This is a genomic window from Actinoplanes sp. NPDC049316 (assembly GCF_040677315.1).
In the GTDB taxonomy this organism is placed as follows: domain Bacteria; phylum Actinomycetota; class Actinomycetes; order Mycobacteriales; family Micromonosporaceae; genus Actinoplanes.
On record NZ_JBFAQM010000001.1, the window covers coordinates 357,311 to 376,070 of the forward strand.

Here is an 18,760-nt window from a genome sequence, read left to right on the forward strand (position 1 = left end):
GGCGATCAAGGTTGCAGGCAATCTTCAGCACGCCGCGCGCACGCGAGGATCGCACATATCGGCGTCCATTAGGCTGCTGGTCACGGGGTTCGCGCAGCGAGGGGGAGCATGGTCGAGGTCGGGCAGCAGCGTCTGCCGGGCTCCGGCGCGGCGCGCGGACCGGCGCGGCTGCCCCGCGGCCGGCACGACCTGCCGCGCGAGTTCGTCTCGCGTACGCAGCGTGATCGGCTCATCGACGCGATGGCCCGCGTGGTGGCGCGGAAGGGGTACGCGAACGCGTCGCTGACCGAGGTGTGCGCGGCGGCCGGCGTGTCCACGCGGGCCTTCTACGAGCACTTCGCCGACAAGGAGGCGTGCCTGCTCGCCGCGTTCGATCTGGGCGTGGACCTGATGCAGAAGGCCGTCGCCGAGGCGTTCAGCCGGCCTGCGCGCTGGCCCGAGCGGATCCACCGCGGGCTCGACACGCTGCTGCGGATCCTCGCCGCCGAGCCGGCGTTCGCGGTCATGGCGGTGGTCGAGGTGCTCGCCGCCGGCCCGCGGGCCCGGGAGCGCCGGCGCGCGCTGCTGGAGAGCTACGCCGGGTTCTTCGCCGAGGTGCCGCGACGCCCCGGCGGGCCGCAGGTGCCCGCCGGGGTCGTCGACGCCGTGATGGCCGGCGTCTACGGGGTCATCTTCGATCTGGTGTCCACGGGCCGGGCGGCGGAGTTGCCGGACCGCCTGCCCGACCTGACGTACTTCGTGCTGGTGCCGTTCCTGGGCCCGGCCGTGGCGGCCCGGGTGGCCGCCACGGCGTGAGGCTCACTCGGGCGGCGCGACCGTGCCGTCGGTGACCGTGATCTGCTGGGCCGCGTCGGTGGTGTCGGTGACCGCGTAACTCGCCGAGAACGTCGCCGTGGTGGCGCCGGTCGGGCAGGTAAGGCCGCCGGTCACGCGGATCGGCAGGCTGACGCCGGCCGAGAAGTCGAGCACCGGCGGGGTGGTGCCGGTGCCGTCGACCCACGGGCCGCTCACCGAGGCCGGGCCGTCCGGCGCCACGGTGACCGTGCAGGAGGCCAGACCGGAGATCGTGGTGACCACGCCCGCGGTGGGGATGGTCATCGTGCCGGTCGAGCCGGCCGGGTCGTACTGCAGGGCGATCGTCCAGTCGCCGTTGGTGTTGTTGGAGACGGTCTTCGCCGTCGTGAACAGCACGTTGGTCGGGCAGTTGCCGCCGTTGTTGCTGAACGTGGCCGGGGTCAGCGCGGAGCTGACGGGCCCGTCGGCGGCGGTGTTGCCGGGCGCCTCGGGCACCTGGCCGGTGTTGCCGGACTGGTTGCAGGTCACCGTGGTGCTGCCGACCACGAACTTCGCGGTGGTCCCGCCGACCAGCGAGGCCGTGTACGCGTGCCCGGCCGGGCCGACGGTGGTGCCCGGGGCGAGCGCCCAGGCCGGGGCGGCGGACATCGCGCCCAGGCCGAGGCCCACGACGGCGGCGATGACGCCCTTACGGCGCAGTGGTTGCATCTGTTCTCCCTAGAAGCACTCGTCCTTGCCCCAGTGCAGGGCCAGCTTGAGGTCGCGCAGGTTGAACTCGCCGGCCGAGGTGGCCCAGGCGACCTGCTTGAGATCGGTGATCGTGACCTTGTCGGCCTGCTGGCTGAAGAAGCCCTCGCGGCGCTGGTCCTTCTCGCCCGGGATGTCGTTCGGGCCCTTGTCCAGCGTGGACGCGTCGCGGCCGATCTCGATGGTCTCGAACTTCGCGTTGCCGCCGAGCTGTGACATGTCGACGACCATGTTCTTCGCGGTCACCGGCTGGCTGCCGGTGCCGGCCTTGATGGTGAGACTCACCGAGCCGAAGTCGCCGAGGTCGGTGACCACCGACTGGCACAGGTTCTTCAGCGTCGCGGTCTTCATGGCGGAGACCGCGACGGGCTCGGGCTGCTGCGAGCCGCCGGGTTCCTGGCGGGCGTCGACCGTGCCGTACTGGACGAAGCCGGTGGCCACGAGCTCGTCGGCGCTGACCTTGAACTGCTGGCCGGAGACGACGAAGGTCGCCGCCAGCGCGCCGTGCGAGATCAGCGTGACGACGCCCGCGGTGGCGACCGTGCTGAGGCCCATCACGAGCGCGAATCGGCGCCAGCGGGTGCCGCCTTCCGGGGCTGTCGGGTGATGGTCGGGCATCGAACGTCACTCCCGTCGGAGGGGATCCAGAAAAGCTGCTTTTTCTGAATGGACGGACGTTAACCCCGGCCCGGAAGCACCGTCAAGACATGAATCTTCGTCAATGTCCGGGCCGTTCCGCAAGCCACGATCGCAGCGCCCACCACCACCGCACGGTCTCCGGCACGGTCGGATGGTCCGGCAGACCGGTGAGTTCCTGCAGGCGGCGCAGCCGGTAGCGGACCGTGTTCGGGTGCAGGTGGAGGGCGTCCGCGGTGCGGTCGAGCCGCTGGCCGTGGTCCAGATAGGTCAGTGCGGTCGCCGCGAGGTCGCGGTGGAAGTCGTCGCGCGGCTCGAGGGCGCCGAGCAGCGCCGCGCCGAGGAACCCGGCCAGCAGCGGCTGGGCCGCCAGCGCGGTCTCGGTGGCCAGGTCGACGACGCTGTGCAGCCCGGTGAGCCCGCGGTCGCGGACGGAGCGCAGCGTGGTCAGGCAGAGCGCGTACGCGGCCGGCGCCTGGTCGACCGGCACCGCCGGGGTGCTCACCGTCAGCGCGGGCGAACCGGCGGGCAGGCGCGGGGTGAGGCCGCTCAGCCGTCCCGCGACCGGCGCGAGAACCCCGCCGCACCGCGCGAACGCCTGCTCCAGCCGCCGGGCCGCCGCCGGGTCGGCCACGTCCGACACCACGCAGTGGTAACGCTCGCCGGGGCGCAGCCCGAAGCGCGCCGGGTCCGGCACCGTCGCGTCGTCCTGCTCGCCGAGCAGCAGCGCGCGGAGCACGGCGATGCGGGCCTCGCGGTGGTCGCGGCCCAGGTCCCGCTCGGCCGCCCGGTACGCGTCCACCACCCGCCGCTCGAGCTGGACGCCGTACCGGTCGAGGCGCAGCAGCGCGTGCAGCATGACGTCGTACGGGATCCCCGCCGCCCGCCCCCGGCTCACCGCGACCTCGAGCACCCGGCTGCGGCCGGCGTGCACGCCGGTGAGCAGCGCGGCCACCGGCACCCCCAGCGCGGCCCGCTCGGCGCCGAAGCGGTCGGCCTGGGTGAAGTCCGGCTCCCCGTCGCGGGCGAACGCGGCGAACCCGGCCCGCAGCAACGCGTCCACGTGCCGCCGGCTCTCCTCCCACGGCAGCCGGGCGATCTCCGGATCGCCGACGCGGGCGGCGCGGGTGACGTCGTCGGCGAGCCGCTCGTCGCGCGCCAGGTCGGCGAGCAGACCCGAGAGCGCGTCCTCGTGCGGTTGTGGGTCATGCACAACGGGAGGCTGCTGCATTGGACCCCGTCCTCTACCGGCGCCGGGCCATTCATTGTTCCCTATGCGTTACCGCAAAGTAACATCGCGGGACGCCGGGCGGAACATCCCGCGGCGCGCCCGCCCGACGCACGGGAGGCGTCCGTGAGCGCTGCGTCCGTACCGAAGAAGAAGCGTGCCCTGGCCACCGTGCTCGCCGCCGCCCTGGGTCTGCTGCCGGCCGCGGCCGGCACGCCGGCGGCCGCGGCGCCGGCCCTGCGCGAGGTCATGTTCGTCGGCAACAACTGGGAGGGCACGGTCGACGTCATCGCCTCCCGCGGCGACTTCGCGAAGATCGGCCGGCTCGACGTGGTGCCCGACAAGAGCGACCGGCTCTGGGAGATCTACCTCAACCCGATCAAGCTCGCCTACTACCTCGGCGTGCAGCTCGGCCCCGGCGAGGGCCACGACCAGCTGGTCGACGACATGTACACGACGCCGGACGGCAGCGCGCTCGTGGTGTCGCGGCCCAGCTTCGCCGACGTGGTCTCGATCGACCTGGCCACCGGGGCGATCCGCTGGCGCTTCCCGGTCTCCGGCTACCGCTCCGACCACATGGCCGTCTCGCCCGACGGCACGGCGGTGGCCGTCTCCGCGTCGACCTCCAACACCGTGCACGTGCTGGACATCGTCACCGGCCGCCAGCTCGGGTCGTTCGCCGCGGGCGACAAGCCGCACGAGAACATCTACACCGACGGCGGCCGGACCCTGTGGAACATGTCGATCGGCGAGGTCAACACCTCGCTCGACGACCCCGCCTCGGACTGGACCAAGGGCGACCGGCACATCACGGTCGTGGACACCAAGACCTTCCGGACCGTACGCACGATCGACATGCGCCCGCGCCTCGACGCCTTCGGCCGCAGCGACCTGTCCGACGCGGTCCGCCCCGCGGTGTTCACCCCGGACGAGTCGAAGCTGTACTTCCAGGTGTCGTTCTTCGCCGGGCTCGTCGAGTACGACGTGGCGAGCGACCGGGTCACCCGCGTCCGCGAGCTGCCCAAGAACCCGGCCACCAACCCGGACCGGACGACCTGGGTCAACGACTCGCGCCACCACGGGCTCTCGATCAGCCCCGACGGCAGCCGCCTCTGCGTGGCCGGGACGATGGACGACTACGTCACGATCGTCGACCGGGCCACGCTGAACCCGGGTGAGCTCGTACCGGCGAGCAAGCCGTACTGGGCGACCGTCAGCGGCGACGGCCGCAGCTGTGTGATCTCCGAGTCCGGCGCCGACCGGGTCACCGCGATCGACTTCGCCACCGGCCGCAAGGTCGCCTCGGTGGGCGTCGGCGACCACCCCCAGCGGGTGCGGATCGGGCACGTCGCGGCGGACTGGGTCGCCCCCTGACCCGGCGTGATCTCCGGCGGCGGATGGGCGATCCGGCCCGCGGCGTGATGTGCTGGGGTCATGAGCGACGAACGGGTCACCAACTGGGCCGGGAACATCGTCTTCGGCGCGCGGCGGCTGCACCGGCCGGCCACCGTCGAGCAGGTGCAGGAGATCGTGGCGGCCGGGGGCCCGGTCAAGGTCCTCGGCAGCGGCCACTCCTTCAACCGGATGGCCGACACCGGCGGCGACCTCGTCTCGCTCGCCGGCCTGCCGCGCGTCGCCGAGATCAGCGCGGACCGCACCTCGGTCCGCGTCGACGGCGGCACCCGCTACGGTGACCTGGCCGGCCGGCTGCAGGCGGAGGGTCTCGCCCTGCACAACACCGCGTCGCTGCCGCACATCTCGGTCGCCGGGGCGATCGCGACGGCCACCCACGGCTCCGGCGTGCGCAACGGCAACCTCGCCACCGCGGTCTCGGCCATCGAGTTCGTCGCCGGCGACGGCAAACTGGTCACGCTGAGCCGCGACACCGACGGCGACACCTTCCGCGGCGCGGTCGTGCACCTCGGCGCGCTCGGCGTCCTCACCGCGATCACCCTCGACGTCGAACCGGCGTACGACATCCGCCAGTACGTCTACGACCGCCTCCCGCGCGCCGCGGTCGAGGCCCACCTGCCCGCCATCCTCGCCGACGGCTACAGCGTCAGCCTCTTCACGACCTGGACCACCCCGGACATCACCATGGCGTGGCTCAAGCGCCGCGACCCGATGCCGCCGGGGGACTGGTACGGCGCCACCCGCGCCGACGGCCCGCGCCACCCGGTCCCCGGCATGCCGGCGATGAACGCGACCGACCAGACCGGCGAGCCCGGCCCCTGGCACACCCGCCTGCCGCACTTCCGCATGGAGTTCACCCCGAGCAGCGGCGAGGAGCTGCAGTCGGAATACCACGTCCCCCGCGACCGCGCCCTGGAGGCCGTCGACGCGGTGGCCGCGATCGGCGCCGACGTGGCATCGGTCCTGCAGATCTGCGAGCTGCGCACCATCGCCGCGGACGAGCTGTGGCTCAGCCCCAACTACCGGCGCGACACCTTCGCCCTGCACTTCACGTGGATCGCCGACACCGAGGCGGTCCTGCCGGTCGTGGCGAAGCTGGAGGAGGCCCTGGCGCCGTTCGACCCCCGTCCGCACCTGGGCAAGGTCTTCACCGCGGCCCCGGAGACGATCCGCGCGCAGTACGAGCGCTTCGCCGACTTCGTCGCCCTCACCCACGAATACGACCCGCAGCGCGTCTTCCGCAACCCCTGGCTGGACGCCCTGCTCGACTGAGCCTCAGCCCGGCGGGCGCAGCCAGGCCGCCGTGTCCGGCGGCAGGAGGCCGGCGTCGGTGAGCGGGTCGCTGGTCAGCAGGACCTCGCCGGGCGGCAGCGGGACGGGACGGTCGCCCATGGCGACGGCCAGGGTCAGAGCATTTTCCCGTACGGCGACCAGCAGGCCACCGTCGTGCACGGCCCACTGGACGGTGTCGGCGGCCCGCAGCACACCGTCGCCGTGCAGCCGGTGGCGCAGGGCGATCGCCGCGCGGCACAGCGCCAGGGCCGGCGGGGCGGCCTCCACCGAGTGTTCGCCCCAGTCCGGCGGCACCGGCAGCCAGGGCGGCGCCGCGCCGGTGGGGGAGAAGCCGAACGCGCCGGCCGGGTCGCGCCGCCACGGCAGGGGCACCCGGCAGCCGTCGCGGCTCAGGCCCGACCGGGTCCAGGCCGGGTCCTGCCGCTCGTCCGCCGGCACGTCGGCCTCGGGCAGGCCGAGTTCCTGCCCCTGGTAGAGGTACGCGGCCCCGGGCAGCGCCAGGATCGCCAGCAGGGCGGCACGGGCGCGGGCCGGGTTGCCGTAGCGGGTGGGCGTACGCGTGACGTCGTGGTTCTCCACCACCCACGTGACCGGGGGCCGGGTGAGCAGGCGGGTGCCCACCTCGAGCCAGTGGCGCGCGTCCCAGGGGGCGGTGACGAGGGCGAAGGCGAAGGCCTGGTGCAGTTCGTCCGCGCGGACGTACCGGGCGGCCCGCTCCGGGTCGAGGTTGACCTCGCCGATCAGCGCGCGTGGCGGGTCGTACGAGTCGGCGAGGCGCCGCCACCGCCGGTACACGTCGTGCACTTCCTCCTGGTCGCACGCCAGGGGGTTGCCGCGCAGACGCATCGGCGGGACGGCTGCGGGATCGGCGAGGCCGGGCAGGCCCTCGGCCTTGAACAGCCCGTGCGCCACATCGATGCGCAGCCCGTCGACGCCGCGGTCGAACCAGAACCGCAGCACGTCGTCGAAGAACGGCGCGGTACGCGGGTCCCGCCAGTTCCAGTCGGGCTGCTGCGGCGCGTACAGGTGCAGGTACCACTGGCCCGGGCGGCCGTCCGGCTCGGTGACCCGGGTCCAGGCCGGGCCGCCGAACACGCTGGGCCAGTTGTTCGGCGGCTCGGCGCCGTGCGGGCCGCGGCCGTCGGCGAAGTGGAAGCGGGCCCGTTCGGCGCTGCCCGGCCCGGCCGCGAGCGCCGCGCGGAACAGCGGGTGCCGGTCCGAGCAGTGGTTGGGCACGAGGTCGGCGATGACCCGCAGGCCGCGGGTGTGCGCCTCGGCGACGAGCGCGTCGAACGCCGCGAGGTCGCCGAAGAGCGGGTCGACGTCGCAGTAGTCGCTGACGTCGTACCCGTGGTCGGCCTGCGGTGACCGCTGGAACGGGGTCAGCCAGACCGCGCCGGCGCCGAGCCCGGCGACGTGCCCCAGCCGCTCGGTGATGCCGGCGAGGTCGCCGACGCCGTCGCCGCCGGAGTCCGCGAACGAGCGCGGGTAGATCTGGTAGACGACGGCGTCACGCCACCACGGTGACACCTCAGGAGTTCGCCGGCTTGGCCTCCGCGCGCTGCCAGCGGGCGACCTTCGGCAGGCTCGGGTCGATCTGCTTGCGCGGCGGGCGTACGGACGCCGGCCCGCGGTTGGGCAGCGCCAGCCGGAACACCTTCGCCCACGCGGACGCGACCTGCTTGGGTAGCGGGCCGGTGACGTACTTCAGCTCGTACTTCTCGAAGAGCGCGCGCACCTTCGGGGCGATCTCGGCGTACCGGTTGCTCGGCAGGTCCGGGAAGAGGTGGTGCTCGATCTGGTGCGACAGGTTGCCGGTCATGATGTGCATCGCCTTGCTGCCGCTGATGTTCGCGGAGCCCAGCATCTGGCGCAGGTACCACTCGCCGCGGGTCTCGCCCTCGATCGACGTGCGCTCGAAGGTCTCCACGCCGTTGGGGAAGTGGCCGCACATGATCACCGAGTGCGTCCACAGGTTGCGGACCAGGTTGGCCACGGCGTTCGCGGCGATGGTGTGCAGGAACGACGGGCCGGACAGCGCCGGGTGGATCACGTAGTCCTTGAGGATCTGCCGGCCGATCTTGTTGCGGGTCTTCTTGAGCGCGGCCCGGAACTCCGGCGCGCGGCGCCGCTTCTTCGTCTTCAGGTTGCGGCCGAGCTCCAGGTCGTACGCGGCGATGCCGTACTCGAAGAAGCAGGCGTTGATGAAGTTGTAGAGCGGCTGCCCGAGGTACGCCGGCGTCCACGGCTGGTCCTCGTCGACGCGCATGATGCCGTACCCGAGGTCGTTGTCGCGCCCGACCACGTTGGTGTACGTGTGGTGCAGCTCGTTGTGCGAGTGCTTCCACTGCTCGGCGGGCGAGGCGTTGTCCCACTCCCACTTGGTCGAGTGGATCTTCGGGTCCCGCATCCAGTCCCACTGGCCGTGCATGACGTTGTGGCCGATCTCCATGTTCTCGAGGATCTTGGCGATCGACAGCCCGGCCGTGCCCACCAGCCAGGCCGGCGGGAACAGCGAGAAGAGCAGGACCGCGCGGCTGCCCAGCTCCAGGCGCCGCTGCACGGAGATCACCTTGCGGATGTAGCGCGCGTCGCTCTCGCCGCGGCTCTCGATGATCTCGTCGCGGATCGCGTCGAGCTCGATGCCGATCTGCTCGATGTCCTCGGGGGTGAGGTGGGCGATCGGGTTGACGTCCTTGCGCTGCAGTGTGGTCACGCTGGTTCTCCTACAGGTCGATACGGCAGTCGCCGGCCGCGGCGTTGATGCAGGTCTGGACGGGGATGTTGTCCCCGGGCTCGGCGACGGTGAGCTGGCCGTCGCGCAGGTCGCGTACGGCGCCCTCGCGCAGCGGCAGCACGCACTTGAAGCAGATGCCCATGCGGCAGCCGGAGGGCATGAGCACGCCCGCGGCCTCACCGGCGTCGAGCAGCGGCTCGCCCCCGCCGGCCGCGACGGTCTTCCCGGCACGGGTGAAGGTGACGCTCCCGCCGGCGGCGCCGTCCGCCACGACGGTCGGCCGGAAGCGCTCGGTGTGCAGCGGGCCGCCGGCGCCGGTCTGCGCCCAGTGCGCCTCGATGTCGTCGAGCAGTTCGTTGGGGCCGCACGCCCACGTCTCGCGCTCGGCGCGGTCGGGCACCAGCTCGTCCAGGTCCGCGGCCTTGATGCGGCCCTGGGTGGCGGTGTGCCGCTCGATCAGGCGGATGCGGCCCTGCCCGGCCAGCGCGCGCAGCTCGGCGCCGAAGACCGCGGCCTCCGGCGTGCGCGCGGAGTGCACGACCACGACGTCGCCGAGTTCGTCCAGGTGGCTGCGCAGCATGCCCATGACCGGGGTGATGCCGCTGCCGGCGGTCACGAACAGCGCCTTGCCCGGCCGGGTGGCCGGCAGCGTGAACTCGCCGGCCGGCAGGTCCAGGTGCACGATCGTCCCGGCCCGGGCGCGCCGGACCAGGTGCGTGCTGACCTTGCCGCCGGGCACGGCGTTGACGGTCACGGTGAAGCGGCCGTCACGGCCGCCGGGCGCGCTGGTCACCGAGTACGAGCGCCACAGCCGCACGCCGTCCACGTCGACGCCGAGGCGGACGTACTGGCCCGGGACGTGCGGACGCCAGCCGCGCCCGGGGCGCAGGGTGAGCGTGACGCTGTCGGCGGTCTCGGGATGGGCCGCCTCGATCTTCGCGCGCAGCACCGAGGGGTTGCGCAGCGGGGCGACGGCGTCGAGGTAGTCGGCCGGGACGAGCGGGGTCGTGATCAGCTCCACGACCCGCCAGGCCCCGGACCGCAGGGTCTGCGTAACAGCCATGTTCTCAGCATGCTGTGATGGGGGAACGAAGACCTGACCTGTCGAAGTGAATCCCGCGGGGGTTATTGTTCGGTCGGTACAAGATGCGGTGGCTAAACGGCGAGGCAGCTCATGGAACCGACGCTCCCCGACGTGCGCGCTTTCCGGCTCTCCGGGGAGATCGTCGCACCCCTGCGCGAAGGACTGCCCGACGTGGCCGTGCAGACCATCGCGGCGATCACCGCCGAGGTCCCGGCGTACGCGGAGGCGTTCACCGGCGAGCTCGGCGCGAAGATCGAGAAGGCGGTCCGCGCCGCCCTCGGCACCTTCCTCGAGCTGGTCTCCCGGGCGGCCGGCCCGGACCCCGGCGCGCCGCTGACCCCGGCGCTCGAGGCGGCGTACGCGCTGGGCCGCGGCGAGGCCCGCTCGGGGCGCAGCCTGGACGCCTTGCTGGCGGCGTACCGGGTGGGGGCCCGGGTCTCCTGGCGGGAGCTCGCGGCGATCAGCGTGGCGAACGGTCAACCCGCGTCCACCATCGCGCACTTCGCCGAGCTGGTGTTCGCGTACATCGACGAGCTGTCGGCGGCCAGCGTCGCGGGGCACGCCGACGAGCTGGCGTCCTCCGGCCGGGCCCGCCGGCGCCATCTGGAGCTGCTCGCGCAGGCGCTGATCGCCGGCGAGCCGGTGCACGCGGTGATCGCCGCGGCGGAGCGCGCCGACTGGGTGCCGCCCCAGACCCTGACCGCGGTGCTGGCGCCGGAGCGCGCGGCCCGGGCGCTGGCCGACCTGCTCGACCCGCGCACGCTGCAGGTGGCCGAGGCCGGCCCGGAGATGCCGGACACGTCGGTGCTGCTCGTCCCGGACGCCCAGGGTCCCGGGCGCGCGCACGTGATGCGCCTGCTGGGCGGCAGCGGCGCGGTGATCGGCCCGCCCCGCCCGTGGCTGCGGGCCCGCGAGTCGTTCCTGCGGGCCGTACGCGTCAGCGGCCTGGTCCGCCGTCCCCGCCGCGGCGCGGTCACCGACACCGAGGACCACCTGCTGGCGCTGGTCGTCACGGCGGACCCGCAGGCGCTGAAGGATCTGCGCACCCAGGCGCTGGCCCCGCTGGAGGGCGAGCGCGAGGCGACCGCGGAGAAGCTCGTGGAGACGCTGCGCAGCTGGCTGCTGCACCAGGGCCGGCGCGAGGACGTGGCGGCGGAGCTGTTCGTCCACCCGCAGACGGTCCGCTACCGCATGTCCCGCATCCGCGAGCTGTACGGCGACCGCCTCCGCGACCCGAAGTGGCTGCAGATCCTGACCGTCGCGCTGGCCGTCCCGCCCGCCTGAGGGTCGCCTTATAGGCCCGGTATAGCCCCTTCGCCGACGCTCGGTGAGGCCATCGGCCGAGCCGTCCGCTGCAGCTCGTGCCCCTTCGCGCGGCGGACCGCGGCCGGTACCGCACCGGCGACGAAGGAGCTGACATGGACACCGGTCACGCGCGCCCCGCAACGGCCGCCGAACGTCGCGCCGCGCTGCTGCAGCGCCGGCTCGAGGGCCGCGGGGCGCCCGCCCGGGCCGCCGCGCCCGAGCCCGGGGGTCCCCTGCCGCTCTCCGCCGGGCAGCGCCAGATGTGGTTCCATCACCGGCTGCGCCCGGACAGCGACGAGTATCTGGTGACCGTCGCGCTGCGGCTGACCGGGACGCTGGACGTGCCGCGGCTGCACACCGCGTGGGACGCGCTGACCGGGCGGCACGACATCCTGCGTACCCGGTATCTGCTGCGCGACGGCGAGCCGGTGCAGGTGGCCGACCCGCCGCGGTCCGGCACGCTCGCCGTGGCGGACCTGAGCGGCGTCCCCGAGAGGGAGCGCGACGCTGCCACCGGCCGCTGGATCGCCGGTGAGGGCGCGCGCTGCATGGACCTCGAGAACGAGTGGCCCCTCCGCGGCACCTTGCTCGCCTGCGGCCCGCGTGAGCACATCCTCTTCGTGGTGGCGCACCACATCGCCTGCGACGCGTGGTCGACGCGGATCTTCGCCGAGGAGCTGGGCGCGCTGTACCGCGGCGACTCCCTGCCACCGGCCACCCAGTACGCCGCCTACGCGCGGTGGGAGCGGGAACAGACATCCAAAGAGGCGCTCGCCGGCGACCTGGCGTACTGGCGCGGGCAGCTCGCCGGTCTGGAACCGCTCGACCTGCCCACCGACCGGCGGCGTCCACCGCTGCGAGGAGACCGGGCGGGCACGGTCGCGGCCCCGGTCCCGGCCCGGACCGCCGAGGCGGTACGCGACCTCGCCTCGGCCGCCGCCACGACGCCGTTCACCGTGCTGCTCACCGCTTTCCAGGTGCTGCTCGGGCGGTGGGCCGGGCGTACGGACGTGGCCGTGGGCACCGTGTCCTCGCTGCGGACCCGCCCCGAATGGCAGCGGATGCTGGGGTACGGCGTCAACAGCCTGGTGCTGCGCGCCCGTTGGACCGGCGACCCCACGTTCGCGGAGCTGGTCTCGCAGGGCCGCGCGACGGTGCTCGACGCGTTCGACCGTCAGCGGGTGCCGTTCCCGCTGCTGGCCGCGGAGCTGGAACCCGGCCGCGACCTCTCCCGGACCCCGGTCTTCCAGGCGCTGTTCACCCTGCGGGACGAGACCGAGACCGACTACCGGCTGCCCGGGGTCACCATGACCGAGGCCGTGCCGCCGATCGCGAAGGCCCGCTGCGACCTGTCGATGCTGGTCGACCGCAGCTCGTCCGGAGGCCTCCGGATCCGGCTGGAGTACGCCACCGACCTGTTCGACGAGTCCACCGCGGAGCGCATGCTGGCGCAGTACGTGCGCCTCCTCGACGCCGCCGTGACCGCTGCGGACCGGCCACTGTCCATGCTGGACCTGTCGGACGACGAGGAGCAGGCGCCCCTCGTGCCCGGCGACGCGGACGACCGGACCCTGGCCCGGCGCTTCGAGGAGCAGGCGGCCCGGACCCCGGACGCGATCGCGGTCACCTGCGGCGCGGAGCAGCTGACCTACCGGGAGCTGGACGCCGCCGCCGACCGGGTCGCCGGGCTCGTGGCGGCGTACGGCGGCGGCCCGGGCAGCCTCGTGGCGGTGCTACTCCCGCGCGGTCCGCTGCTGATGCCCGCGCTGCTGGGCGTCCTCAAGGCCGGGGCGGCGTACGTGCCCCTCGACCCGGCGACACCCGCGTCCCGCATCGAGCTGATCCTCGCCGACACGGCGGCGCGGATCGTGCTCACCGACACGGGGACCGTTCCTCCCCGCGCCGGCCGTACCGTGATATCGCTCGATGCCCCGCACCCGATACCCGCCGCGGCGCCCTCGGTGACCCCGCACCCGGACGACCCGGCGTACGTCATCCACACCTCGGGATCGACGGGGCGTCCCAAGGGCGTCGTGGTCTCGCACCGCAACGTCTGCCGGCTCATGGCGGCCACCGCCGAGCACGTCGCCGCGGGCGGCGACGACGTGTGGACGCTGTTCCACTCCGTCGCCTTCGACTTCTCCGTGTACGAGATGTGGGGCGCGCTGCTGCACGGCGGCCGTCTGGTCGTCGTGGATCTCGACACCGCCCGCTCGCCCGGCGACCTGCTGGAGCTGCTCGTGGCGCAGCGCGTCACCGTCCTGTGCCAGACGCCGTCGGCGCTGCGCGGTCTCGTGCCGGCCGTCGCCGGAGACGACCCGAGGGCCGCCGGGCTCGCGCTGCGCGCGGTCGTGACCGGTGGCGAGCGGCTCGCGGTGCCCGAGCTCGGCCCGTGGTTCGACCGGATCGCGCCGGACCGCACGGCGATCGTGAACATGTACGGGATCACCGAGGTCACCGTGCACGCCACCGCGCACACCGTCACCCGAGCCGACGTGGACGAGCGCGCGGGCAACCCGATCGGCCGTGAGCTGTCCGGGGTGGCGATCCGGCTGCTGGACGCGTACGGCACCCCGGTGCCCACCGGGGTCGTCGGGGAGATGTACGTGACGGGCGCCGGGGTGGCTCAGGGCTACCTGCACCGGCCCGGGCTCACCGCCGAGCGGTTCGTGCCCGACCCGTACGGCCCTCCCGGCAGCCGCATGTACCGCAGCGGCGACCTCGCCCGCCGGTGTCCCTCCGGGGAGCTGGAGTTCTTCGGCCGCGCCGACGACCAGGTGAAGATCCGGGGCTTCCGCATCGAACCGGGCGAGGTCGAGAGCGTGCTCGCCGGTCATCCCGCCGTCCGCGACGCCGCCGTCGTGGCCCGCGAGGACGGTCCCGGCGGCCCGCGGCTGGTCGGCTATGTCGTCGCGGACGGGGAGGCGCCCACGCCGGCGCAGCTGCGGGCCCATCTGCGGGCCGCGCTGCCGGAGCACATGGTGCCCGCCGCGTTCGTGGTCGTCGGGAGGATGCCGCTGACCCCGAACGGCAAGCTGGACCGGCGGGCGCTGCCCGCGCCGGCCGCCACGGCACAGGGCCGGGTCGCGCCCCGCGACGATGCGGAGCGCCGCTTCGCCGGGATCTGGGCCCGGGTGCTCGGCCTGGCCGAGGTGGACGTCGAGGCGAGCTTCTTCGACGTGGGCGGCGACTCGATCCAGGCCGTGGCGCTCGTCGGCGCGCTGCGCGCGGAGGGCCACGACGTGACGATCCGCGACGTGTTCGACCACCGGACCGTCGCCGCGCTGTGCCGGGCCGCCGCGGGCCGGGGCCGGGCGGGCGGCTGGACGCCGGTGCGCCCGTTCGAGCTGCTCGGCGCGGCGGACCGCGAGCGGCTGCCGGACGGGGTGGTGGACGCGTACCCGCTGACGCAGACCCAGGTCGGCATGGTCGTCGACATGCTCGCGCACGACCGGTTCAACACGTACCAGAACGTGGCCACGACCCGGATCCGTGACGGCGTCGAGCTGTGCGCGGACACGCTGCGCGCGGCCGCCCGGGTGGTCGCGGACCGGCACGACGTGGTGCGGACGTCCTTCGACCTGCAGCGGTTCTCCGTACCGATGCAGCTGGTGCACCGGGCCGCGGAGGTTCCCGTGGCCGTGCGGGACCTGCGCGGCCGGACCGCCGCGGAGGTACGGCGCGACCTGCACGCGTTCCACGACGAGGACCGGGCCCGGGTCTTCGACCTGACGGCGCCGCCGATGCTGCGGCTGACCGCCCACCGCACCGACGACGGCTGGTGGCTGTCGGCGTCGGAGTTCCACGGGATCGTCGAGGGCTGGAGCTACCACTCGCTGCTCAAGGAGCTGCTCGAGGTCTACTCCCAGCTCCGGCGCGACGGCGCCCCCGCGGCGTGGACCGGCCCGGGCGTGCGCTTCGCCGACTCGGTCGCGGCCGAGTTGACGTCCCTGGGCGAGCCGGCCGACCGGGAGTTCTGGGCCGGGGTGGTCGCCGAGCGGCCCGCGTTCGCGCTGCCCGCCGGCTGGGGCGAGCCGGACCGGCCGGCCGAGCACTTCTGGGTCACGTTCGGCTTCGAGGACCTGGAGGAGCGGCTGCGCCGGCTGGCGGCCGCGGCCGGGGCGTCGCTCAAGAGCGTGCTGGTGGCGGCGTACGGCGCGGTCCTGGGCCGGCTCGGCGGCGAGGAGCGCTTCAGCTCCGGCGTCGTGGTGCACACCCGGCCGGAGGTCGCCGGCGCGGACCGCATGTACGGCGTCCACCTCAACACCGTGCCGTTCCCCTTCGACGCGCCGGCCGGCACGTGGCGGGACCTGGTCCGCGCCGCCTTCGACCGGGAGGCCCGGCTGTGGCCGCACCGGTGGTACCCGATGCCGCAGATGCAGCGCGACGCCGGCGGCCGGCGGCTGGTCCGCGTGGTCATCAACCACGTCGACTTCGCGCGGCTGGAGAGCGACGCCGTCGAGGCGGACAGCGTCATGGCGCCGGGCAAGACGGAGTTCGACCTGGCGGTCACGACCGTCGGGCGGCGGGTGAGCCTGAAGACCGACACGCGGGTGCTGACCCGCCCGTACGCCCGGCGGATCTCGGCGCTGTTCCGCCGGGTCCTGGAGTGCATGGCGGCCGACCCGGACGGTGACGCGGCCGTGCCGCTGCTGGAGCCCGCCGAGCGGCAGCTGCTGGCAGCGGTGAACGACACCGGTCTCGCGATTCCGTTCGCCGCGGTGCCGCGCCTCGTTGAGGAGCAGGCGGCCCGGACCCCGCACGCCGTGGCGGTCACCTTCGGCGCCACCACGCTCACGTACGCGGAGCTGGACGCACGCGCCGACCGGCTGGCTCATGCCCTGCACGTCCGCGGTGTGCGGCCCGGCGCCCGCGTCGCGGTGCTGCTCGAGCCCGGCCCCGACCTGCCCGCCGCCCTGCTCGGCGTGTGGAAGGCCGGGGCGGCGTACGTGCCGGTGGACCCGTCGTACCCGGCCCGGCGCGTCGCCGCGATGGTGGCCTCGGCCGGCGTCACGGCGGCGGTCAGCGAGCCGGCGTACGCGGACCGCCTCGGCCCGCTGGACCCGGTCCTGGCCGGCGCGGCCGCTCGCGAGGCGCCTGCCGGTGCGCCGCCGCGCCGGGCCGACGACCCCGACGAGGTCGCCTACGTCATCTTCACCTCCGGTTCGACCGGGCGGCCCAAGGGCGTCGAGGTCACCCATCGCGGGCTGGCCAACCACGTCGCCTGGGCGGCCCGCGACCTCGCCGCACGCGGCACGAGCGGCGCGCCACTGTTCTCGTCGGTCGCGTTCGACCTCGTGGTGCCGAACCTGTGGGCGCCGCTGACGAGCGGGCAGACCGTACACGTGCTGCCGCCCGGCGCCGGGCTTGCCGACCTGGGGGAGCGGCTCGCCGCGCGGGCGCCGTACTCGTTCGTCAAGCTCACGCCCAGCCACCTCGACGTGCTCGCGCACCAGCTGACGCCCGGGCAGGCGCAGGCGCTCGCCCCCGTCGTCGTGGTGGCCGGGGAACCCTTCACCCGGGACACCCTGCGGCGGTGGCGCGCGCTGGCGCCGCGGGCACGGCTCGTCAACGAGTACGGCCCCACCGAGGCGTCCGTCGGCACCACCGTGCACCCGGTGCCCGCCGGCGCCGACGCCGGCGTGCTGCCCATCGGCCGGCCGCTGCCCGGGATGACCGTGCACGTCCTCGACGGCGGTCTGCGGCCCATGCTGCCCGGCGTCCCTGGCGAGCTCTACGTCGGCGGCACGGGCGTGGCCCGCGGGTACGCCGGCGACCCCGCCCTGACCGCCGCGCGCTTCGTCCCCGACCCGTACGGCCCGGCCGGGGCGCGGCTGTACCGTACCGGTGACCTGGTCCGCCATCTCCCCGGCGGCGACCTACAGTTCCTAGGCCGTGCCGACGACCAGGTGAAGATCCGCGGTCACCGCGTGGAGCCCGGTGAGGTGGCGGCGGCGCTGCGGGAGCACCCGCGGATCGCCGACGCCTTCGTCGCCGCACGCGACGGCGAGCTGCACGCCTACGTGACGCCGTCGGCACCGCCCGATGTGGACGGTCACCTGGCCGAGCGGCTCCCGGCCTACCTGCTCCCGGCCACCGTCACCGGGCTGGAACGGCTGCCGCTCAACGCCAACGGCAAGGTGGACCGCGGCGCGCTGCCCGTGCCGGCACCGCGTCCGGCCCCGGGCGCCGGGTACGTCGCCCCGGTCACGCCCACCGAGGAGCGCATAGCCCGCATCTGGTCCCGGGTCCTCGGAGTGCCGAGGGTCGGCTCCCGCGACGGTTTCGCGGCGCTCGGCGGCCACTCGCTGAAGGTCATCGAGGTCATCGCCGAGGGCCGGCGCGCCGGTCTCCCGCTGACCCTGCGCATGCTCTACGAGTACGACAGCCTCGCCGAGGTCGCCGCCGCGGTGGACGCCCTCGGGCCCGCCGTCCCGGCAGCACCACCCGCACCGGTCAGCTCGGGGCCGGCGGCGCCCGCGGTGGACGCCGCCCGGCTGCTCGCGGAGATGGCCGAGCACCGGGTCCCGGGCGCCGCCGTCGCCCTGCTCCACGAGGGTGAAGTGGTGGCCCTGGACGGGTACGGCGTCACCGCCGCCGGCGCGGGCGTGCCGGTCACGCCGGAGACGCCGTTCCGCGTGGGGTCCATCAGCAAACACGTCACGGCGCTGGCCGTCCTCGCGCTCGTGGCCGACGGGGTGCTCAGCCTCGACGCGGACGTGAACCGCTACCTCACCTCGTGGCGGGTGCCCGGCCCGGCCGTGACCCTGCGGGAGCTGATGAGCCACCAGTCCGGGTTCGCGTGGACACCGGCCGTCCACTATCGACCGGAGGAGCCGTTCCCGTCGCTGACCGAGGTGCTGGCGGCCGTACGGCCCGACGCGCCGCCCGGCTCGGAGTTCCGCAAGAGCAGCGCCAACTTCTCGGTCGTCGAGCTCGTGCTGCGCGACGTCACCGGGGAGACGTTCGCGGGGCTCGTCGAGCGGCTGGTGTGCGTACCGCTCGGCCTCGTCGCCACCAGCTTCGACCAGTGGTTCCCGGAGCGGAGCGTGCATCCGGCCGCGCTCGGGCACGACGGCGACGGCAGGCCGCTGACGGACGGGTGGCGTACCCGCGCGGAGGCGGCTTCGGGCGGCCTGTGGACGTGCGCGGCCGACCTGGCCGAGCTCTCGCTGCAGATCCGCCGTGCGCGCCGGGGCGAGCCCGGGGCCCTGCTCCCGCGTTCCCTCGCCCAGCAGCTGCTGACGGTCTGGCACCCGGGCAGCTTCTACGGCCTCGGCACCGTCGTCGACGACACCGGCGCGGACACCGAGTACGGCCACGGCGGCCGGACCGCGGGCTACCGCGCCGGGACGTTCACCCGCCTCGACAGCGGCGCCGGCTTCGTCGTGCTCACCAACGCCGAGTCCGGGCAGCGGATCGCCTCGCTGGTCGCCGACGCCCTGCGCCGCCCCGGTACGGCCGGGCCCGCCGCGCGCTGGACCGGCGCGGGCGCGGCCGACCCCGCCGTCGTATAGGGCGC

At 74.4% G+C, this 18,760-nt stretch carries 11 protein-coding genes; 5 read left to right on the forward strand and 6 right to left on the reverse strand.

Annotation, left to right across the window (positions count from 1 at the left end; translation table 11 throughout):
* Nucleotides 1-108: 108 nt before the first annotated feature.
* Nucleotides 109-795 carry a TetR/AcrR family transcriptional regulator gene (locus AB0K03_RS01610; RefSeq protein ID WP_364678906.1) on the forward strand — a complete coding sequence of 229 codons (687 nt, stop codon included), beginning with the start codon at nucleotides 109-111 and terminating at the stop codon, nucleotides 793-795.
* 3 nt (nucleotides 796-798) lie between these two features.
* Here AB0K03_RS01610 and AB0K03_RS01615 read toward each other — a convergent pair whose 3' ends face one another.
* The 3 genes from AB0K03_RS01615 to AB0K03_RS01625 all read right to left on the reverse strand — a co-directional run bounded on the left by AB0K03_RS01615 (nucleotide 799) and on the right by AB0K03_RS01625 (nucleotide 3,391).
* The gene (locus AB0K03_RS01615; protein ID WP_364678909.1) at nucleotides 799-1,503 is read right to left on the reverse strand and encodes a hypothetical protein; all 705 of its coding nucleotides are present in this window, start codon (nucleotides 1,501-1,503) and stop codon (nucleotides 799-801) included.
* A gap of 9 nt (nucleotides 1,504-1,512) precedes the next feature.
* Nucleotides 1,513-2,160: a DUF6230 family protein gene (locus AB0K03_RS01620; protein ID WP_364678912.1), complete on the reverse strand. Its 648-nt coding sequence runs from the start codon at nucleotides 2,158-2,160 to the stop codon at nucleotides 1,513-1,515.
* 100 nt (nucleotides 2,161-2,260) lie between these two features.
* The gene (locus tag AB0K03_RS01625) at nucleotides 2,261-3,391 is read right to left on the reverse strand and encodes a helix-turn-helix domain-containing protein (protein ID WP_364678915.1); all 1,131 of its coding nucleotides are present in this window, start codon (nucleotides 3,389-3,391) and stop codon (nucleotides 2,261-2,263) included.
* 141 nt (nucleotides 3,392-3,532) lie between these two features.
* On the opposite strand from AB0K03_RS01625, the gene AB0K03_RS01630 reads away from it, so the two are divergent.
* A complete protein-coding gene (locus tag AB0K03_RS01630; protein WP_364678917.1) occupies nucleotides 3,533-4,780 on the forward strand; it encodes a YncE family protein in 1,248 nt (415 codons plus the stop codon).
* A 60-nt stretch (nucleotides 4,781-4,840) separates the two neighbouring features.
* Nucleotides 4,841-6,091: an FAD-binding protein gene (locus tag AB0K03_RS01635; RefSeq protein WP_364678920.1), complete on the forward strand. Its 1,251-nt coding sequence runs from the start codon at nucleotides 4,841-4,843 to the stop codon at nucleotides 6,089-6,091.
* A gap of 3 nt (nucleotides 6,092-6,094) precedes the next feature.
* On the opposite strand, the gene AB0K03_RS01640 is transcribed toward AB0K03_RS01635, so the two are convergent.
* From AB0K03_RS01640 to AB0K03_RS01650, 3 genes are read right to left on the reverse strand one after another with little or no spacing between them, the layout of a single operon-like run.
* Complete coding sequence (locus tag AB0K03_RS01640; protein WP_364678923.1) at nucleotides 6,095-7,642, reverse strand: alpha-amylase family glycosyl hydrolase; 1,548 nt, start codon at nucleotides 7,640-7,642, stop codon at nucleotides 6,095-6,097.
* A 1-nt stretch (nucleotide 7,643) separates the two neighbouring features.
* A complete protein-coding gene (locus AB0K03_RS01645; RefSeq protein ID WP_364678926.1) occupies nucleotides 7,644-8,828 on the reverse strand; it encodes an acyl-CoA desaturase in 1,185 nt (394 codons plus the stop codon).
* 10 nt (nucleotides 8,829-8,838) lie between these two features.
* Entirely contained in the window at nucleotides 8,839-9,912 is a 1,074-nt protein-coding gene (locus AB0K03_RS01650) for a ferredoxin reductase (protein ID WP_364678929.1), read from the reverse strand.
* Between the two features lie 111 nt (nucleotides 9,913-10,023).
* On the opposite strand from AB0K03_RS01650, the gene AB0K03_RS01655 reads away from it, so the two are divergent.
* Nucleotides 10,024-11,217, forward strand: a complete 1,194-nt coding sequence (locus AB0K03_RS01655) for a helix-turn-helix domain-containing protein (protein ID WP_364678932.1) — start codon at nucleotides 10,024-10,026, stop codon at nucleotides 11,215-11,217.
* Nucleotides 11,218-11,351: 134 nt separating this feature from the next.
* Nucleotides 11,352-18,755, forward strand: a complete 7,404-nt coding sequence (locus tag AB0K03_RS01660) for an amino acid adenylation domain-containing protein (protein ID WP_364678935.1) — start codon at nucleotides 11,352-11,354, stop codon at nucleotides 18,753-18,755.
* Nucleotides 18,756-18,760 lie beyond the last annotated feature (5 nt).